At 32.6% G+C, this 20,252-nt stretch carries 7 protein-coding genes; 1 reads left to right on the plus strand and 6 read right to left on the minus strand.

The features are described 5' to 3' along the window. Positions 1–40: 40 nt before the first annotated feature. Entirely contained in the window at positions 41–1,147 is a 1,107-nt protein-coding gene (locus HM987_RS14040) for an RHS repeat-associated core domain-containing protein (RefSeq protein ID WP_262890259.1), read from the plus strand. A 967-nt stretch (positions 1,148–2,114) separates the two neighbouring features. On the opposite strand, the gene HM987_RS14045 is transcribed toward HM987_RS14040, so the two are convergent. The 6 genes from HM987_RS14045 to HM987_RS14070 form a co-directional block, all read right to left on the minus strand. Continuing rightward, a complete protein-coding gene (locus HM987_RS14045; RefSeq protein WP_179008679.1) occupies positions 2,115–4,655 on the minus strand; it encodes a T9SS type A sorting domain-containing protein in 2,541 nt (846 codons plus the stop codon). 54 nt (positions 4,656–4,709) lie between these two features. Further along, positions 4,710–5,966 carry a T9SS type A sorting domain-containing protein gene (locus HM987_RS14050; RefSeq protein WP_179008680.1) on the minus strand — a complete coding sequence of 419 codons (1,257 nt, stop codon included), beginning with the start codon at positions 5,964–5,966 and terminating at the stop codon, positions 4,710–4,712. Between the two features lie 220 nt (positions 5,967–6,186). Further along, positions 6,187–7,236: a tyrosine-type recombinase/integrase gene (locus HM987_RS14055; RefSeq protein ID WP_179008681.1), complete on the minus strand. Its 1,050-nt coding sequence runs from the start codon at positions 7,234–7,236 to the stop codon at positions 6,187–6,189. Positions 7,237–8,071: 835 nt separating this feature from the next. Further along, positions 8,072–8,467, minus strand: a complete 396-nt coding sequence (locus tag HM987_RS14060) for a hypothetical protein (RefSeq protein WP_179008682.1) — start codon at positions 8,465–8,467, stop codon at positions 8,072–8,074. Between the two features lie 4 nt (positions 8,468–8,471). Continuing rightward, complete coding sequence (locus HM987_RS14065; protein WP_179008683.1) at positions 8,472–9,188, minus strand: hypothetical protein; 717 nt, start codon at positions 9,186–9,188, stop codon at positions 8,472–8,474. After that, on the minus strand, positions 9,189–20,249 hold the full coding sequence (locus tag HM987_RS14070) for an RHS repeat-associated core domain-containing protein (RefSeq protein ID WP_179008684.1): 11,061 nt from the start codon (positions 20,247–20,249) through the stop codon (positions 9,189–9,191). It lies immediately after the preceding gene. Between the last annotated feature and the right edge of the window lie 3 nt (positions 20,250–20,252).

Below are 20,252 nucleotides of genomic sequence, written 5' to 3' on the forward strand. Positions count from 1 at the left end.
TTTAAACAATAGAAGTTCTTTTATTTATTGATATCATAGTATTTTAAATTACTATCCCTTTGGGATGCTGTTGCCCAACCGCCATAAAAGTAGCCTCAGTTACCGATATGGGTTCCAAGGGCAGGAGAAGGACGATGAGATTAAAGGGGAGGGGAATTCTATGAATTATAAGTATCGAATGCATGATCCTAGAGTTGGGAGGTTCTTTGCTGTGGATCCACTTGAGATAGTATATACTTGGAACAGTCCTTATGCTTTTAGTGAAAATAGGGTTATTGATGGTATTGATTTAGAAGGTTCAGAGTGGAAATCAAAAAATAAATGGTCAGATATACACGATGCTAGTGGTATGACTTATGCAGATTATTGGTCTGTTCAAGCTAAAACAATTTATGAAAGCTATTTAAAAGCGAATAAGAAAGATGATTGTGCAAATATGGTATTTAAAGGTTTCATTGAATATGCAGCCGAAAATAATTTATCATTCCACTTAAATGGAAGATATTCAGGTACTCCTAGGATTTTTGACAATGATAAAATGGAATATTCTACTGTAGAGGATTTAACTACAGCTGTTGCCGATGCCTATGGTGCTTCTGACTTTTATAATGATTTAACTTTATTTACTAAACCATCTGAAGGTAACCCTGGTGATATTGTAGCTCTTGAAAGTAATTGGTTTTCTAGCCTAATGAGTGGACATGATTATAACCATGCTATGACAATCACGGAAGTCTCAGGAGAAGGATATACTGCGATATACGGAAGCCTTCCTATAACTATTAAGAAAAAAACATATAATAAAGAAGGAGTATCTGGATATAATGACCCTAAATATGTGTCTTGGAATTTTGAATATTTGGATAAGTTCCAAAATTTTAATTCTCAGTCGGAAAGATGGGATAAGTTTTATGAAATTAGAGATAGAATTCTAGGTGAATTTGAAAATGGTGGAATAGGCGATGGTACTATTGGTTCTCATCCATATACTGTAGGTAATTCAATCAATGCTGCCGCTCAATCTGAATTAGATACAGGCGAAAAATATTTTGGGACTTGGGTACCTTATCGTTTAATTCAAAGAGCAGATAATGGTGAGTATATGTTTACGGGAGGGTATTATAAAACAGATGAAACCGATAATTAGAATTAATATGATTTCAATTAAGAATATTTTTTTGAATAAATACTTTGCACCTATTTACATTGTGTTTTTATTATTGTTTATTATTGTTATGAAATCATTGTTTCCAATAGATAAAACTATTGTTTCAATTGGTAATATTTATTTTTGGTTTACGACCTTTTTGTCATTAGTACTTAGTAGTTTTTATTTTTTTAAAAATGTAAAAAGGTCACTTATATTAAGTTGTTTAATATATATATTATTAATTATAATTTCTTTACCCATTTGTTTACTAATCCATATAGGTTTAGTTAGAACACTTTATATTAGAGGAGTTCTACATAATTATAATTTAATATGGTTTACAATTTTATATTTTAATTTAATTTTTATTACTCTATCAAATTTACGTGTAATAAACGGTAATGAATCCGATAGTGCGGACTTATAGTCCGTGCAAATACAAATGATAGAGCTTTTATCTAATTGGTCATATTAAATCCCTTTCTAGCACTTTTCACCAATCTCTTTGTCGACAAAAACCTGTACTTGATAATCATAATAATTAAAAGAATTACGCTATTACTATAAGTGCAAAGTTTACGTAAAGTGCTTTGTGATTAAAATACAGCGCACCGCATAAGGTTGTTTTAGAGGCTTTATTGGTGTTTTTATCAACTTGATTAATTCTGCCTCAGTTTTTAAATCAAAACTTCATCACGAGCCTTAAAATTCGATATTTTGCTTTTGCTTTGTTTTAATTGGATTAAATAGCTTTTGAACAATTTAGAAGCATAATATAACTATAAATTTTTTAATTCTGAAGATTCTATTTTTAGAACTCATACATCAATTTGTTGCTCATTTTCAAACAATTAATTTCAAATTATCCACGGTAAGTTTTGGTGTTACAATTGGCATTAACTTCTTTAACAATAAAATGAGAGAATCGCTTCTCTCATTTTTTTATATAATAATTTTAAATATCTTATCTTACCGCTAGTTGTTTTCTGTAAACAACACCTTTTGTAGTAATTACTTCTACAAAGTAAATTCCCGTATGAAGTCCGTTAAGCTTAACCGTTTGGATATTACTTTTCTTAACAACCGTACCCATAATATCTCTGACAGTAACTTGTTGTAAATTTTCTAACTCATTGTTCAAAGTTACTGTAAACTGGCTTTCTGCAGGATTAGGATATAATTTTATACCACTTACATCATCAGTTTCCACGTCATCATTATTAGCACTTCTGTTGCTGGTATTATTAAAACAATCTACAGATAATATGGTAGAACCTGTATAACACTCTTCCCCAGTTTCCTTATCATAAAGTGTTAAATATAACGCATAAAAACCATCTTCATCATACTGAATAGTCGTGTTTTCTGTCATAGGAATGATAATACCATTTGCATTTATAACAAGATCATAACATCCTCTCAGACTTTTAGGAAATACAACTTTGAATTTTCCACACTTATTTCTATCTTGTATTAAACCTACAATTTCTGTAAAAGCATCTTCACAGGTATCACACTTATCCTTAAAACAATCGACATACCTGATTATTTCATTAGAATAGCAAAGTGTTTTAGTGCTACTATCATATACGGAAATAGTAACCTCATTCAACCCATTTTCAGTGAAATAGATATTAGTATCTTCCGTTAATGGTGTATCTACACCGTCCTGAGTTAAAACTAAATCATAATCACTGAAATCATAATTGTTTGGGAAGTTGATTCTATATTTTCCACATTGAGACTTTTCAACAACAAAGCTCTCTATTTCGTCAAATACAGCACTGCAGCTATCTGAAAAATCGCAGTCTAGGTATTTTAATGTAAATCGGTCATTAAACTCACCTATTCCGGCGGTAAAGAAATAAGGGGAATCAGATAAGTTGTAACAAATGTCTAATAAGTGATCAACTAAAAATGTAGTACGGTTAGTCATAAAATCACCTTGAACTTGAGTAATTGAAATTGCGAATTCTTGTGGTGCGCCATTTACCCCTTCAACAGTATTGTAGAAACCAAGAGAGACTTCTTCACTACGATTTAAATCGTTTGTGTTTTTACCTTGTATTCTAAATTTATCATCAGAGCCGTTTATGTTAAAGTAAATTAAACTGTATGGTGAATTATAAGGTACTCTTAAATCTAAATCATAAGCTCTACCATCATTACCAGATGTGGCACCGTCTACGTAACTAAGTAAAATATTTTCGTTAACACCGCTTGGGCTGTTTAGGTTTAGCCATAATTTATTATCTTCATTGCTCGTAATTGATGACGTACCTCTATAGAAAAATAGATTTTCTTCATTTACACGCATACTATTGTCAAATCTAACTATACCTGTAGCAGGTGACGGTAATTGGTCAGTGAAGTTGGCGAAAAAACCTTGTCCTGACGGAATGGAATTTTGATCGGGATTGATAACTGGATTAGTTACAGGGTCGCACGTGCCAAATGGTAAAGTTTCACAAACCTTAACTGGTGAACCAGAAAGATTCATGTAAAAATAATCTGTTTCGCTAAAATTAAGAACTTGGTTTCCATTATTAGTATTAATTGGCGCAGCAGAAGGAGACCATAAAGAAACATAGCCATCAAGGATGCCATTAGGATAAGTATTTGCTGATAAAAAAGCTACTAAATCTATAGCAGATGCATAAGGATTTCCTAAAAGTATCGGATTTTCATCATTTCCTGGTGCAGTTACAGGATCCGTTACTGGAGGAGATAGATTTTCATCGTTTCTGGTAACATTCACATTAATAGTACTAGTGTTAAATGTGCCATCAAAAGTGTAGTCAAACGAGCCATCAGTAGCTTGTCTTGTTATTAAACCTCTTCCTGCGTCGAGTATTCCTGATGTTGCTGCCAATGAGGTCGCGTTTGCCAAAGTCCATGCTGCAGGACCTGTAAGATCATTAACGCCATCTATACCAATACCAGGAACATAAATATTATCGTTATTTTGTTCATGTTCTAAATCTCTAAAATTTTCAGTTTTAAAAAAGTAACGATAAGATGCTAACGACGGATTAGGATCATATGTTTGAGAGATGGTTTCGCCGCTTATAGGTGAACTCCAATACGTAATAGCAGAAGAAAAAGGGGTGTCTATAGATTTTATTACTGTAGCGTTAGCAGGTGGAGGACCTAGTGTAAAACCAGTAGTAAATTCTTCCACTTGTACAAAAGAACCTTGATGTCGCACCGTAAGATCGCCATTTACTGTAGTTGTGTTCTGTACTCTAACAAAATATTCAGGAGTTATATTTAACGAAACGCCTGCATTAATTAAGAGGCTACAACATTCAAAACTCGCATTTTGTAAAGAGGTGTCATAATTACCGGCAATTATAACGTTTACATTTATATTGGGGCCGACACCTGTGTATGGTGCAGACCAATTAGATCCATCCCAAATGGTTGTTGGGCATCCAGGTGGAATTTGTGCATAAGTAAAAGTGATTACAAATAAGCATAGCGCACTTAAAAGTCGTTTTTTCATAATTAAAAGTTTAGTTGATTAGTATTATTTATTTGGTTTAGTAATTTTATGAAACTACTGTTTTACAAGTTTCTTTATAGTAGAACTATGCAACGTCTGTAACTTTAAAAAATAAACACCTGCAGAAATCTCAGACAAGTCTATAGTTTCATTTAGTTCATTAAATTCTCCTTCTAGTTGTATTTGCCCTTTTACGTTTATTAATTGGTAATTTGTACTTTTTGCAGTTTTAAAACTTAAAAACAAGTTGTCTGTTAAAGGGTTTGGAAATATGCGTACGGCTTCCAAATTAGACTCATCAGTACCTAAGGAACAATCTTCGCTAAAGTAATGTTGTGGGTCAACATAAGTTGTCCAATTATTGGTAGAGAAAATAGCGTCATCTACCTCTATGCAAGTTAGTAATGGGTTATTAACGAAATAAGGTTCGATGGTAAAGTTGGAGTTATTTCCATTTTTTATGGATAAATAGTTTAAATTATTATTATGAGCCGTTAAATATTTTAAAACGACATTATTAGAGAGGTCTAAGGTTGTTAACATGTTAAATTGAGCAAATAATCTTTCTAAATCTGCATGTAAAGCTAAATTAATAGATGCTATTTCATTACCAGACATTAGAAGTCTTATTAAAGATACATTATAATCGACATTAAGTGCGGTTAATTGATTACCACGACAATCTAAATCAGTTAATATATCTGTTTGGGGTAGTATTAATTGATCAATACTGTTATACTGACAGTCTATTCTATTAAGTACTGTGTTTTGAGATAGATCTAAAGTGCCATCTAAGAGGTTGTTATCTGCTCTAATTATGGTTAAGCTTGGGTTTTGAGATGTGTCTATTGAAGTAAGTTCATTATTGCCAAAGTCTATATTGACTAAAGTTGCTGTTGGAGGTAATACTACAGTATCAATAGAGTTGTTAGTACATGCAAATTGTATAAGTGCTGTATTTTGAGATAAATCTAACGTACCATCTATAAGATTATTATTACAACTCAGCCAGTTCAAATTTATATTTTGAGATACATCTAAGGTGAAAAGCTGGTTTTGACTACACATCAAATCTGTTAAAGCCGTAAAATCCTCTATGCCAGTTAAATCTGAAATGTTTCTATTCCCTATTATTAATTCGGTTACAATATTAATATTTGCAGTTACTACATAATCGTCTAAAACATCATCATAGCCAGCGTCAATTAGGAATTGCTCAAAATTATCGTCTGGTATATAGGTGGTTTGTGCAAATACTAATGGTGAACAAACAATTAAAACAAAAGTAAGATAGCGCAGTTTTATTCTCATTTTTTGGTATTGAATCTTAAAAATACATATTTAGTTTTATAAATTTGTAGTATTATAGTTATATTTTTATAAAAACGACCTAATTTTTATAACCGTCAGATCCTTTTCTAATTTATTGAGCAAGAGCAAAGTGTCTTGAATTTACAATAAGCAATGCTATTTTTTTATGTGTTCATTAGACATTCTGTAGATATGGAAAATAAAATAAGTCTTAAGGAAGTTAATAGTTCCCCAATTTCTCATGAACCTTCTCAATTTCTTTATCTACATATACCTGTGCATAGTGCACATACCTGTTAAATGAACTGCTAGCATAACTGTGACCACTTATTTTACGCACCAAATGTTCTGGCATACCAAGTATTAATAAGGTGGTAATTGCTGTACGACGCATCATGTGTGAGCTCATTTTGTCACAGAATCGTATTTGAGTTGTTTTTTGAGTGCTTTTACTAACAGGTGTACTTTTGCCTTGTTTTTCACGAGAGACTTCAATAGGAGCTGTAAAATCTGCTTTCTCTCCTAAGACTTTTAAGTTTTTGTTAAAATTAAAAAGAGTGATTTTTTTAAATACAGTCGTCTTGGCGCTTTTAGGTTCATATTTTTTATAAATAGTTATGGCATAATCTGGGAGCTTAATAAAACTGTAACTCTTTGTTTTTTGAGATTTAATTTTTAAATACCAATCTTCATTTTGTTTCTCAAAATTTTTGTTCGTTAGATTAAAAATATCTGAATAACGTAATCCTGTAGTACAACCAAATACAAAGATATCTTTTATACGTTTTAATGTCGTAGTTAATGAGGCTTCGAAAGTTGCATCATGAATTAAAAACTTTAATTGCTCTGGTGATAAAACAAAAATTTCTACCTGTTCATTACGGATATAAAATAAGCGCTGAAAATCTCCAGTATTAAAATCTTGATCATGTTTTAAATAATTAAAAAAAGTTCTTATCGTCTTTATATTTGCGCCAACATAGTTATCATAGCAGCCATTTTTATATAGGAATTCTGTAAATTTATTATAGAACTTTTTCCAGTAATTTTTTTCAGAAGTAAACTCTCTTTTATTGAGTTTAGAGGCATCACAAATACGTAATTCAAAATGAGTTTCTGTAGAAAATTTGATAAGATTATTTAAGGTGTATTTATAATTAGCTATGCTACCTTTTTTAATGCGTTCACCATTTTTCTTTAATCGCTTACCTGTTTCGGTTTCTCGAATGAATTTTTTGAATAGTGGGATTAATGGTTGAGGGTTTTTCAAATATGCAGGTTTTCGATAAGCCTAATATAATAATATTATTCAATTGTTACTATAATGAAGTCAGTATATAATTACTTTGCATATCAAGCTTGTATTAAAAAGAAAAAACTTGAGATGCTAAATTAAGATATTAGAATCAATTTTTTTTATTCAAATAATATTGAATTCTACAACTAAATGTTTTTTCTTTAAAATGAAAAAGCCCTTACATCTCTTTAAAAGCGTCTTCTTTATAATTGTATTAGAACGGACTAAAAAGTCCGCGATATCGGATCCTGGATTTTTTACATTTAAATTTAAAACATGCGTTTATTTATATAAAACTTTTCTCTTTTATCATTTAGCTATTATCCTTGATGCCTTAATTAAATTTGTGAAGCTTAAGGCTATTGCTTAAAATAACTTTCTAATTCTTAAAAGCGTTTGGCAAATAAAAAGATAAACTTTAAGTTAGCCATAATATAACTAGAATTTAATTTACTGTTTTACAGTATATCAATTTTGCAATTTAGAGTAACGCCTATTCAGACCAATTAGATAAAAGCTCTATCATTTGTATTTGCACGGACTACAACTCCGTGCCATCAGAGACTTGTCTTAATTTGGTTAACTTACACGTCACTCGTCACAGACGAGCGCTAGCTGGGGGGATTTACCTAAAGAAGTTGTTATCGAAGACAAACAGGCACAGGAACAGTTACGACTCATTTCTGAACTCGACAAAGACGATAGAGCCATTATCTTTAAAATGATTGATAAAATGCTAACGTCCAAAAAATTCAAAGATTTCTTTACTAAAAATGTGGCTTCGCTTTAGATAAAACTAAAGTATCCATTAATATGGCAGAACTCGAACGTGTATCATTTTCTTTAAGCCAACAATACTGTCATTATCAGTATAAGTAACTTCTTTTGAATAAGTAACTAAAGTATCGTTGTTAATTAACTTCATACGAGAGGTTAACTCTCTATCTGCAACCGTATCCTTAAAGTCAATAAACCACTCCCCTTTATTAAAGCGTAAACAGTATTGTAATTCTATTGGGGAAGAACTCAATTTTCTATTAGCTTTTAAATCATAATATTCAATAAAAACTATTCCATTGCTCTTAAATACAGAGATAGATTTAAAATTAGAGTTTACAACCTTCCATTTACCAATTATATTTGGTTTATCCTTACGACACCCTACATTTATTAAAAGTAACATGAAAAATATTATTCTCTTCATAATATTAAGCTGCATTATTTTGTAAAGATAAAATCGAATCGGAAAAGTTTGTTTTTTTTAGAGCTTCTATTATTTCATTGAATTTGGGATAATAATGTTTTGACATTGGGTCTCCCACATTAATAAGTTCCTCTATCCTATATTTAAATAAATGCAATATTTTATTAAAATTAGTATCCCTTAAAAGCCAAGCTATAGTTAAAATTTCAATAGCTGTTCTGACATTAAAAGTTTTCATACTTTTAACATCATCTATACTATTTAGAGTAAAAGGAACTTTGTTTTTGTAAAGGTTATTAAGGTCTTTATTTTCCGCATAAAAACCATTAAAACTATCATCTACCTTTTCAATAACATCTCTTAAAAAATCATTTACGTTTGGCTCGTCAACATCCATTTGAGTTTTATGACCTAAGATATTATCTAAGTTAGAACCATATGTCCAATAATATTTATAATCTTTTTTACTTCTATGCTCAAAAGGTTCAAACCATTTATGTACAGCTTCAAACCCTATAAAAAAAGACACCTCAATTCTCCAAGCTATTTCATCTTTTTCAAAGTTATAAGCATCATTAATTCTATAATCAATCATTAGCAAACCACCCTTTATTTCTTTGTAGAGCCTATTCTTACTACTTATTAAATTAAAATCACTATACTTATATTCTAACTTGTCTTTTAACAGGTTTTTGAGTTCACTTTTTTTTATATAATTCATTTAGCCTTGTTCTTTAACTTCTACCTTATATTCTTTCACTTTTATTTTATCACCTGCTTTTAAGTTCCATTTATCTATATCAGTCCTTACTTCGAATTCTTGATTACCATCTGTGTCATTTACATGTTTTTTTGCTTTGTTTTGACCAGTAGTTAGCTTTGTTTTCGAAGTCAACTTGTATTCAATAATGGTAAATGTCCCATCTTCATTTTTTATTAATGCATCTGCATCTGTACGATTTTTTGGCTTGTTTCCTTTTCCGTTCTGAGGAACCAATCTTATATTGCCTCTATAATCTGTACCATCTGCATCTAATTTTGCTAATTTTTTCTGTTGAAAAGCTAGACCTTCTCTAATTTTAACAAGCCAAGCAGGCATTTTCTGTTTGTTCTTGCTATTATTAGATACCAACCCTAAACTTTTTTTAAGTTCATTTCTTTGAATTTTACTTGCATAACGATTTAACAATGTGATTGCAAGGTCAATTGTGGCTTCACCAGGGTCTAATATCTCATCATCCGTCTTGAATCTTCCACTAAATATAGCTTCAATAGGATTCTTTTTAAAATCTTTAAAGTCATCATAAAAATTAGACGAGCTATTCCATTTTAGAAAAGTATAATCTATACCTAATTCAGGGATATCAACATGGATATTATCAGGTATCATGAAGCTGTCTGTTTTTTTCACTAGTGACAATACTGGCTCACCTTCTTCAGAAAACTTAAGCATATAATGATATTGTTCAAGCCCCTCTAACTCTACATAAGCTATTACCTGATTGCCGCTAAAGGCATACGGTGAATAATAAGGGTAATCAGCAGTTAACGGGTCAACAGCAAAGAACCTCCCAACTCTAGGATCATGCATTCGATACTTATAATTCAAAGAATTCCCCTCCCCTTTAATCTCATCATCCTTCTCCTGCCCTTGGAACCCATATCGGTAACTGAGGCTACTTTTATGGCGGTTGGGCAACAGCATCCCAAAGGGATAGTAATCATTATAAGCAATTACATCAGGGGTAAAGCCTTCATATCTTGCCTCTGGCGTACCTCCACCTTTTCTGTAAATAGGTAGTTTTCTGTCTGTTAATACACTTAGTACATTTCCTAAATGGTTAGAGAGTTCGTAGCGTTTATCACCTATCTTATTAAAGAAATCGGCAAAGCTGACATCACCTAAAGGTTGCCCATATTGGTTATCTATAGCGTCTATATAGTCTGGTATAGTATCGCCATCCGTATCTGTACCTTGAGGGTTACCTGCAGATAGCGTGTCTTCTTCTAAAGTAAAATAACCATCTTCATCATCATCAGTGTCTAAATAGTTAAGAAGGCCATCTCCATCTAAATCTGCTCTTGCTCCCACCAATGGCGTAACACCATAATGCGTAATTAAATCTTGTGCTTCTTGGAAAGTCGTTACAGTATCGTCATCATCATCTTGATCTAAATAATTTGGAATACCATCACCATCGGTATCTTCGTTTATGGCGTTTCCTATACCATTAATGTCAAAATCTTCGTCTTTAGTTAATACAGAATCACCATCATCATCATCATTCAGAAAATTAACTGGATTAGATGGATAGGTGTTTATTATTGTATAATTAACCGCACCAAAATCTGGAAACGTTTCCAAGGCATTATGTAATCCATTAGTACCAAATACGGAAACATCTGTAAAATCGATAGCTCCATCACCATCTGCATCTATTATATTGCCAGTACCTAATGCTCCCGACTCATAAATATCGTCTATACCATCACCATCACTATCTAAATCTAAACTATTTATTATTCCATCATTATCTGTATCTGCGGTAGTTTCCGCAGTATCTAAAATGCCATCATTATCATCATCTATATCAATATTATCTGTGATAGAATCACCATCTGAATCTGGATATACAATTGGATCTCCACAGCCTCCATTTACCCACATTAATTCATTAGATAAAAACATTGCCAAGTTTAAGTTCCCTCCTTCTTCTGTAGCTGATGTCCCAAATTCATCATCAAATGAATATGCCCTTGAAGTTATAATCCCATTATTAGAAGTTGAATAATTAAAATAACACATCGTGAAATCTATATTACTATTGGAACCTATAGAATTATTGATTAATTCAAGAACATTCTCATTACCTGTTCCTGCTGAAATACCAACTTGAAACAATGTGGAATCTGTAGAGGAAAATGTTATATCATTAACGATAAAATTAGTGATTGTGGATGCAATTGATGGATCATCAATAAGAGTTGTTTCAAATTCTATCTCAAATTCTGGTGATACAAACGATTGGTTAGGTGTAAAATTACGTTCCTTATAATTTCTTATCTCTAATGCCCCTGCTCCATTTATACGTATTCTATAACTTTTTAATTTTATCACAGGATAAAATAAACCACTAAACTTAGCAACAAATAATTCTAATTTTTCAATTTTAAGTGCATTATCAACCAAACTTCCATACGTATGTTTTATCGAAGAAATTAAATATTGCCCTTCTAATAATGTGCTGCCATTAGTAACATTTAAATTGGTTTGCAGGCCAAATTCCCCTGCTTTTCTTAATTTAAATTCTGCATCATCTGCCCAAGAGGCTCTATTACTACCTGAAAAATCTAAAGCATAACCAGAACTAACTGACCTTGCCATTGCTACTGTATTTATTTTTGCTAATAAACTTTGATCTACTAACCTTGGCTCAATAAACCTATTTAATATAGGCTCTATACTATTAGATAATTTTTGATGTAAAGCATTACCTGCTATTGAAGACAATCTATCTTTTCTATTAACTAGTATTTTTAGCGCATTATTTACGCTATTATATAACGTTTGAATTAATTCCTCACTGCCTTGTTCTGGGTACGATTGCTCTATTTTATTAGTAATAATCTTCTTGATATCAAGTCCCTTTAATTGCTCGTTAATAGGGAGTTGATTTTTAGTTTTCTTATTGATTACCTGATCTATTGCACTAGAAATTTCTAGGGCTAATTCACTAGCAAAAACATCATTTTGTGATACACCATCAATATCTACAAAGGGCAGTCTAAAGCCTTGGGATTCTGCCCTTGGCAAGACAATGCTTTGATCGCTGGAAGCCAATAGCTCATTGTTTTCTTGAAGACCCAACCTTGAACTGCCATAGATATGTTGTTCTTTGAGGTATAATTCTTCGATATCCCTTAATCCTGGAACACTTCTGAATCCTTTTTCGTATATAGCCATTACATTCCCTTGCGCATCCCTACTATAAAAAGTAGGTTTTTGGTCTCTTATATTGCCGTTGTTTCTATAATTAACAACATTTTTACCTATTCTATTTCCTAATCCATCGTATTGGAAAACAATTTCTTGGCGTCTTACACTGTTTGGTGTATCCACATCTCTCTTAATAACTTTTCTTACCTTCCCATCTACACGCCATTCAATAATTAAACCTTCCGTTTTGTCTTCTATTAGTTGCCCTATTTCATCGTAAACATAGTTATGGGTGTTTTCATTGCTAGGATCATAAGTAATTCCCAATTCATCCTGTAAGACTTGTAATTGATCATCTAAATCCGAATTAACTTGAACGCCTAATGGGTCACTAACTGCGGTAAGCTGATTATTAATAATCTTACCCTCATCGTCTTTATTGTATAGATATTCAAAGTTGTCAATTTCAATAGTAGTTGGGTCTTGACTTACGTTACCATTATTTCTAACCCTTAGTGAATTTCTAGTAAGACCTGTTAAGTTTCCATTTCTATCATAACTATAGGTCGCAGAATAGGCATTTGGACTCTCAAACTTTGTGTTATTTCTATCATCAACAGCCACGCTACTAGCATCCATAGATTTAATTCTGTTAAGCTGGTCGTAGAAATATTGAGCATTCTGCGTAAATGTACGTGAGTTCCTAGGTTTAAGACCATCCACACTTAAATGTCTCATACTAGAAACCATTTGCTTAATGTTTCCATTGTACAAATTTGTTGGACTACTATTTGTGGCGCTGTGTGTATACGTATTAGTATCGGCTCCTATTATTCTTGAACTATAATCCCCTTCAAAATAGTGCAAAGAAAACCCATAGGCATCTCGAGCTACCGTTTCATTAGTACCTCCTAAAACTCCATCAGTACCAGGATCATTTTCTACTAATACAGCTTCTGAGTTTACAGATTTTAGCCAACCTTGAATTGTATAGATATAATCCATACCCTGAATTTGCTTATTTCCTAAATTCATTCTTGCTAATGGGCCATGCTCATAGTACTCATAACTAGCATCTTGCTCCCAAATGGCACCATCTATTGATGTTTCAATGGTAACAATTCTATTGTCTGCATCGTATTGGTAGCGATGTATAAATTGATCTTTTTTATCTTTTTGAAAAACAACACGATTAACATTACCACTAATTAAATCGTACTCATATTGCAAGCGTTTATATTCTTGAGTATTATTCAGAATTGACATGTCATTGTTTTGAACGACTAACTCTTTAACATTACCATGAACGTCATAATTATAGAATAGTGCATTATCAGAATTATTAAGATCTATAGTATTTGTTGTTATAGTATCAAAATATAAAATTGAAGTCACTCTATTTCTAGAGGAATAAGCTTCATAAGAAGTTTCAAATAACGAAGACGAATCTTCAGTACCTGAAGCTAATGATATAGGGTTATCATAAACAGTATATGTTACTTCACGTCTTTCAATAAATTGAGACTCAGAAAAATCTTGCTGCACTTCAGGGTTTCCTAGGATAAGTAATTTTCCTTCATCATTTATACTATAATTTTCATTAACAAGAACATCTATTTCTCCTGCTTCAACTATCCTTCCTAGAGCGTCGTAATTAGAGTAACTAAATCTTAATCTAGATTCAGATCCTTCATTTGTTGTTACAGAATAAATTTCAGCTTGCTTGGCATTTTGAGAAGCAATAATTCGGCCTAAATCATCATAAGCGAATTTAGTAATACCACCATCTGGAGTTTTTTGCCAAACTAATTGATTTAATGAATTGTACCTGTATTGTGTTGGCATCCTATGCACAGGTAACTGTGAAGCATCTTCACCATTACTTTCACGTGTTTGATCTATTTGATTCGTAAGCACTAATTTCTCTTCCAAACTCATGCCATCACCGAGTCTATCTATGCCTTCTGGCGCTACGGTTTGAATCAAATTCCCTGCTTGATCATAATAGTATAAGGTGTATTGGTACTCTTTGTCAGGATACTCCATGGAAAAATGCTCTACGGCATTCTCCATAGCTGCATTGATATATTCTGTTTCAAATTGGTTTCTTAATTGATCTAAGTATGTGATATAGCTATCACGTACATAGGTATTAATTAAACCCTGAGCAATATCTTCACATGGGTCAGTGTCAGTCGCTGGAGGCAATGTAATATACATTCCAAACGGTTTAGGTACACATACCAATAGACTTCCTTGACCATCTTTAACCTGAGAATCTATATAATCACTCCATGATTGTTCAATCACTACTTCAGAACCCTGGTCATTTAGTACAGTAGTTGAACCATCAAATCCATCAATTAAAAGTTCCATTTCATTGTCTAAAGTGTCTAGATTATCATAACCATAGTTGACAGCAGTATTACCAAATTCTCCTATCGTTAAAAACAGAGGGTGATCAACACTATTAACACCTTTTTCCTCTATATAATAAATATAAGTATCAGCAATGTAGGCGAGGTTTGCATTACAAAAGTAAACTTCATCAAACAATGGTGGCAACTCGTAACCAGCAATTCTATTGGACACAAAAAGCTCAACGTTAACTTGGTTACCATCAGCATCAGCTCCACCATCGAATTGCTGTGGCACAAAGCCCATAAAATCCATATACGTCGCATATTTCTCATTACAACTTAGTGGTGCTACTTGTTGTACAATACAGTCTTCACAATCTTCTTCTAGAAAGCGCTGTGAACTTGCTTCTAAATTTCTCGTAAATTTTGCTTTTTTGTGTTTAGAAGCATTAAACCTTTTAGCAACTATATTGTCTGAGCCCAGTATTGGTAAAGGTATGCCAGTTGTTGTCGTATTAGCTAATTCACTAGACTTGGATGCGCTTCTACCAGATGGTAATGGATCGCCTCCCATTGATAAACGTACTAAATATTTTCTATCAAGAATATTATTTTCTAATTGTGCGACTGTGGCATAATATTGAGTGCCAAAATCGTAAATGTCGTCAGTGATAACCATGCGTGTTGCAAAATCAATAGATGTTGTTCCTTGTGTAAAGTCAAAATCCAATCCATCATTCCACGTAGGGTTAATAGAATTACAACTTCCGCCTGGTGTTTCACCCGAAATATTTACATAACCTGTTTGCCCAATCCATAAGTCGGGCTTACTGCCAACCATTGATAAAGTACTTGATGGTATTGTAGCTTCTAAATTGCCATCAAAATCGAACCTGAAATTAGATCCATTTATGCTGTAATCTAGATAATCCATCTCATAATTAGCAGAATAATACTGGCTTTGAGCCAACATATTTATCTCAGTACAAATTGGGGTATTGTTACCGTTGTAAGATAATGGTTGTATTTCTAAACCGTTGAAAATGGTATATTCAACATCGTTTATAATAAGTTTTGCGTTATTAAAATTTGTATTAGGGTAATTATTGCCAAAATCTACTTCTAATTTTACTTCAAATTCTTCACCGACTCCAAACAAAAGCGATGGTACTTTAAAGATAACATCATCTATTATCATTGGAATACCTGTGATTGAGCCAGAAATCTGTCTTCCTACTGTAAATTGTGGGTACATGTATCTTACAGTATCATCTGTTTCACACTCAGGAATACAACTTAAAAGATTAATACAAGTGTTGCCTTTAAAAACGTATTCTTTAATTGAACCATCTGACAACATAACCTTTCCTAGTAATTGAAACGCATAAGTTCCATCAACTGTAACTGCTATGTCATGAAAAGAATTTGATAAACTCAAAATCTTCCAATAACCAGGACTTCCTAAATATTCCCAAGTATTAGAAGAATTCCATGGGTTATCATTTGAGCTCTCAGGTAAGTTAAGAGTTATAGGTTTATTGCAAATATTATTTAGGGATGTACTTATGGTTAATTCATCACCATTGATAATATTGTCTATTGTAAAGCCAGTAACGTCAGATTGTGTACCACCAAGTGCTTCAAACAAATCTAAAACCATAAAACCATCACTATATGGATATGGGCTACTTAGGTTGTTTTTAGACAAAAATCCGTTTAAAAACAATTCTAAATCCACTTGAATTTTACATTTACCTGTTTCATTGTAATAATTATCTATAACATCTCCTGGATCTATAGTAGGAGGATACTCCGATGTATCTACACCTAAATCATCATTCAAAAAATCCGCAGGGATAAATCGTTTTTCGTAGGCTCCATAAATACTTGAAGAGATTGAAGAACATAATTGAGGGGTTCCTGTTGAGTAATTAACACTAAAATTTGGATAAGTACTAACTAAAGACATAAAGTCTGGATTAGTTCTAGCTTCACCACCTAAACACTCGTTGTAACAGCCATTCTTTTTTGCATGAATGGAGATAAACACATCGTATAAGCGTGTTTTTAAGCCTTGGTAAAAGCCTTTGTATAAGTTCCAGAACGTTTGTTTTTTCTCTTCACTATCTAAACTATCAAATGATGTATAGGAGTCACAAGTTGTAGCCAAATTACCACATTGTGCCATGGTATAAGCTAATTGGGCCATAGTTACACCTGTTCCATCATATTCGGTATCCATTGCATATGCCATAAGTTCTTTTCGTTGAAACCTATAGTCATCTACCTCATCTACATAGAGGGAATTGAAAAATGGGTCGGAACTAAGAATATTACTAATACTATTTGCACCTGAAGGTATAAAGCCTGCAATGACAGCATCGTTATAAGTTACTGTTGTACTTAATAAAGTATCAAATTCAAAAGACGTGGTACCATTATAACTCACTTCGCATATAGATTCGTTATAGGATAGATAACAATATTCTGGATGATATGGTAATAAAGACTGCGCCCAATCTGTTCTCCAATTGGTAATAAAATCCGGAATATATCTTAAGTTTTGCGGATGGATATAATACTTTCCGTCTATTAAATTGTTTCCATATAGGTTCTCATCAAATGCAGATCCTAAATTTGGTTCTTCAACCAACTCACCAACTTCATTTACAGCAATTGCAGGTAGCCATTGATCGTTTACCCAATTTACCTCTACGAGTGAATAACTAGAATTTTCCGAATATGGGTTTGCTGGGTTTCTCCATGTAAAAGTGAAGTCTAGATTTGATGGATCATTTACTTCTCCATTAATTATTAATGTGTTTATCTGTCCATTGCCATCAAATGACAATTGCTTTATCTCACCTTTAAAATACAATTGATTGGCATCATTGAAAACGCTCAGTTGATCTACAAAAGCTATAGGCTCAATAATAGACCCATCTGTTTCATCGTATTCTAAAATATAATCCAATCTACCGTATTGCCCATACGGGCTCATATCTGACAATAGCATAGCCTCATTCGCATCGCATGTCTGTGATTCTTCACACATGTCTTCTAGAATTACAAACCCATCCTGAAGCTCGGCAATAGCTATAGTTACATTGGGATCTGCTGATGTAAATGTACTGTTCGTTAGGGTGTAAGATCCTTGTCCAAAAAGTGTATCCAATTTGTCACTTATGTATGCAACTATGCCCAATTCTACCACATCACAATCAATATCATCACAATCAACAAAGATAAATTGAGGGATAAAATCCTCTTCTGCCAAGATACAATCTTCATTTTCTAAAAAGTCGTTCCAAGCTTGTTCTAGATTTGCTCTATTCACCGTAAGTCTTTTAGAGATTCCATATTCACCTGTATTCCATACTCTTTCTATAGCATTTTCTCCCTTTCTTGAATAAGACGCAATTCCGGTAGCTTCTATTAATTCAGAATTACAATCATCACTTAGCCCAATAGTAACATCATAAACATAAGGAAACGTTATAGAAGCACATTCATTAAAGGTAAAGTCTCCAGAATCTTCTAGTTCATATTCCAACTTATAGTCAGAAAAATTTTCTATAACTACAATTTGCTTGCCTACTCTAAGACCATCCTGTAATACACCAAAGTTACCTGTCGCATATCTATTATTACTATCCTCTAAAGTGTCTGGGTCATCTTCATTAAGTTTGTTTAATAAATCTGTAGCTACTCTATCATGTAATTCTATAGCTTGGCCAAATTCATCTATTTCAGATTCATCATTCAAGGGTAATAATATAGGTTGACCTTCTTCTGTCTCTGTTCCTCCTATACTAGGGTTTCCACCCGCTAAAGCCGTAGCAATAGTTCTACCTTGTGGGTCTATATAGCTAACACTTACCTGTCCATTGGGATCTACAACAACATTTTTTTTATAATGCTTGTAATTCCCTACTTGATAACCAAAGAGCCTATTTAACTCAAATGAAGAATTGGGCTGAGAATAAAAATATTTCATTTCATGTCCATTGCCAAGTTGATGCTGTACACCAACACCACTTTTTCTTTTTATTCGTCCTGTATTATCTGCGGTATATTCTATTTGACTAAATGGAAAATTTTGAGCATCAGGGACAAGGTCTTGATAAGGCTTTTCTGTATTGCTATTATTATTGGTCGAGTAATATTTACTTGCCCCAGAAGAATCATCCATACCGAATAAATTCACCTCACAATTAGGATCCTCCCCTTCAGGTATACCAATATCCCAGTCAAAATCTTTTGCAGAATATATTGCTAGAGTACCTGTACTTGGATCAACAACTTGTTCACTAACATTAAAGTCTGGATAATATTTGATCTTATTATTATCAGTAGGAACAGGTAATACCTCAATCGCAGGCCTTCCTTGCATATCATATATAACTTCACCTACAATTGCATTATCATCACTATTAATTTTTGTAACGGTTTGACGATTTCTTAAAGTCCCATCAAAATAACTTACAACAGATTTATTTTTACCATTTTCAGCGTAGCTTGTTTGAAATTGCCAGTTTTTGACTTGTTCATGAGAGGAAGTAAAAAAGTAGACATGTGGCCAATCTGAAACATGCACTATTTCATTTGCAGCATTAGTAGATGTCCAATCGCCATAATATCGTTTTGTAATATCTTCTTGAAAGCGAGTGACAACTCTTAATCTATATACTATGTATCCTCGAGAATATATTAAAGGTATTTCGAATGCTGTCTGTTTTGTTTCTATTCTAGTACTATTTAGCTCGAAATCTCTAACTGAAAACTCTATAGCATCTGCAGGGCGAGTAGGTTCATTAAACCCATAGTTATCAACCCATGTCCATTCTAATTCAAATTCTTCTGCTGCATTTAAAATAGCGTTACTTGAACTTGACCAATCTATAATTAAACTGCATGGATTTGAGCTAGAAGGTAACTCTTGAAAAGATAGACTTGGCAATGTTTCTGGTGGTAATTCATAAAAACGATCTACCTTAAAACCTAGTTCTATAGAAATGTTGTCTGGTATATCAGACATAGATGAACCATTAGACTTAAAAGCCTGGGATGAATTAACAACTATCTCTATTCCGTATCTATTCTTAATTTCAAAATATATTTCATCAACATATTGAAAGTTACCTGCATTATTGTTATATTCTATTTCGAAGATCTTCACTTCTGCTGCAGAAAGATCTATTGAGCCATCTGGTAAAATAGGATAAACAGTAGCATTTAGAACATACGTGAAGTTTTCATAAAACGGAATATTATCATTGATGTAAAGGCTTAAATAAGCTGTAGGCTTAACCGATGTGATGCCAACATTACCAAGTTCTGGATCAATATATTGATAAGATGACGATAATGTATTTACTGGAATTGGTCCGTCAGTAAACTTTTTTTCATTTGCAAAACTTGAAATAGACAAAAGTAAGATTACAGATGATAATATATAATTTCTTAAAAAAACCAAACAATCCATATG

Origin of the sequence: Winogradskyella forsetii (assembly GCF_013394595.1) — a bacterium.
Lineage (GTDB): Bacteria > Bacteroidota > Bacteroidia > Flavobacteriales > Flavobacteriaceae > Winogradskyella > Winogradskyella forsetii.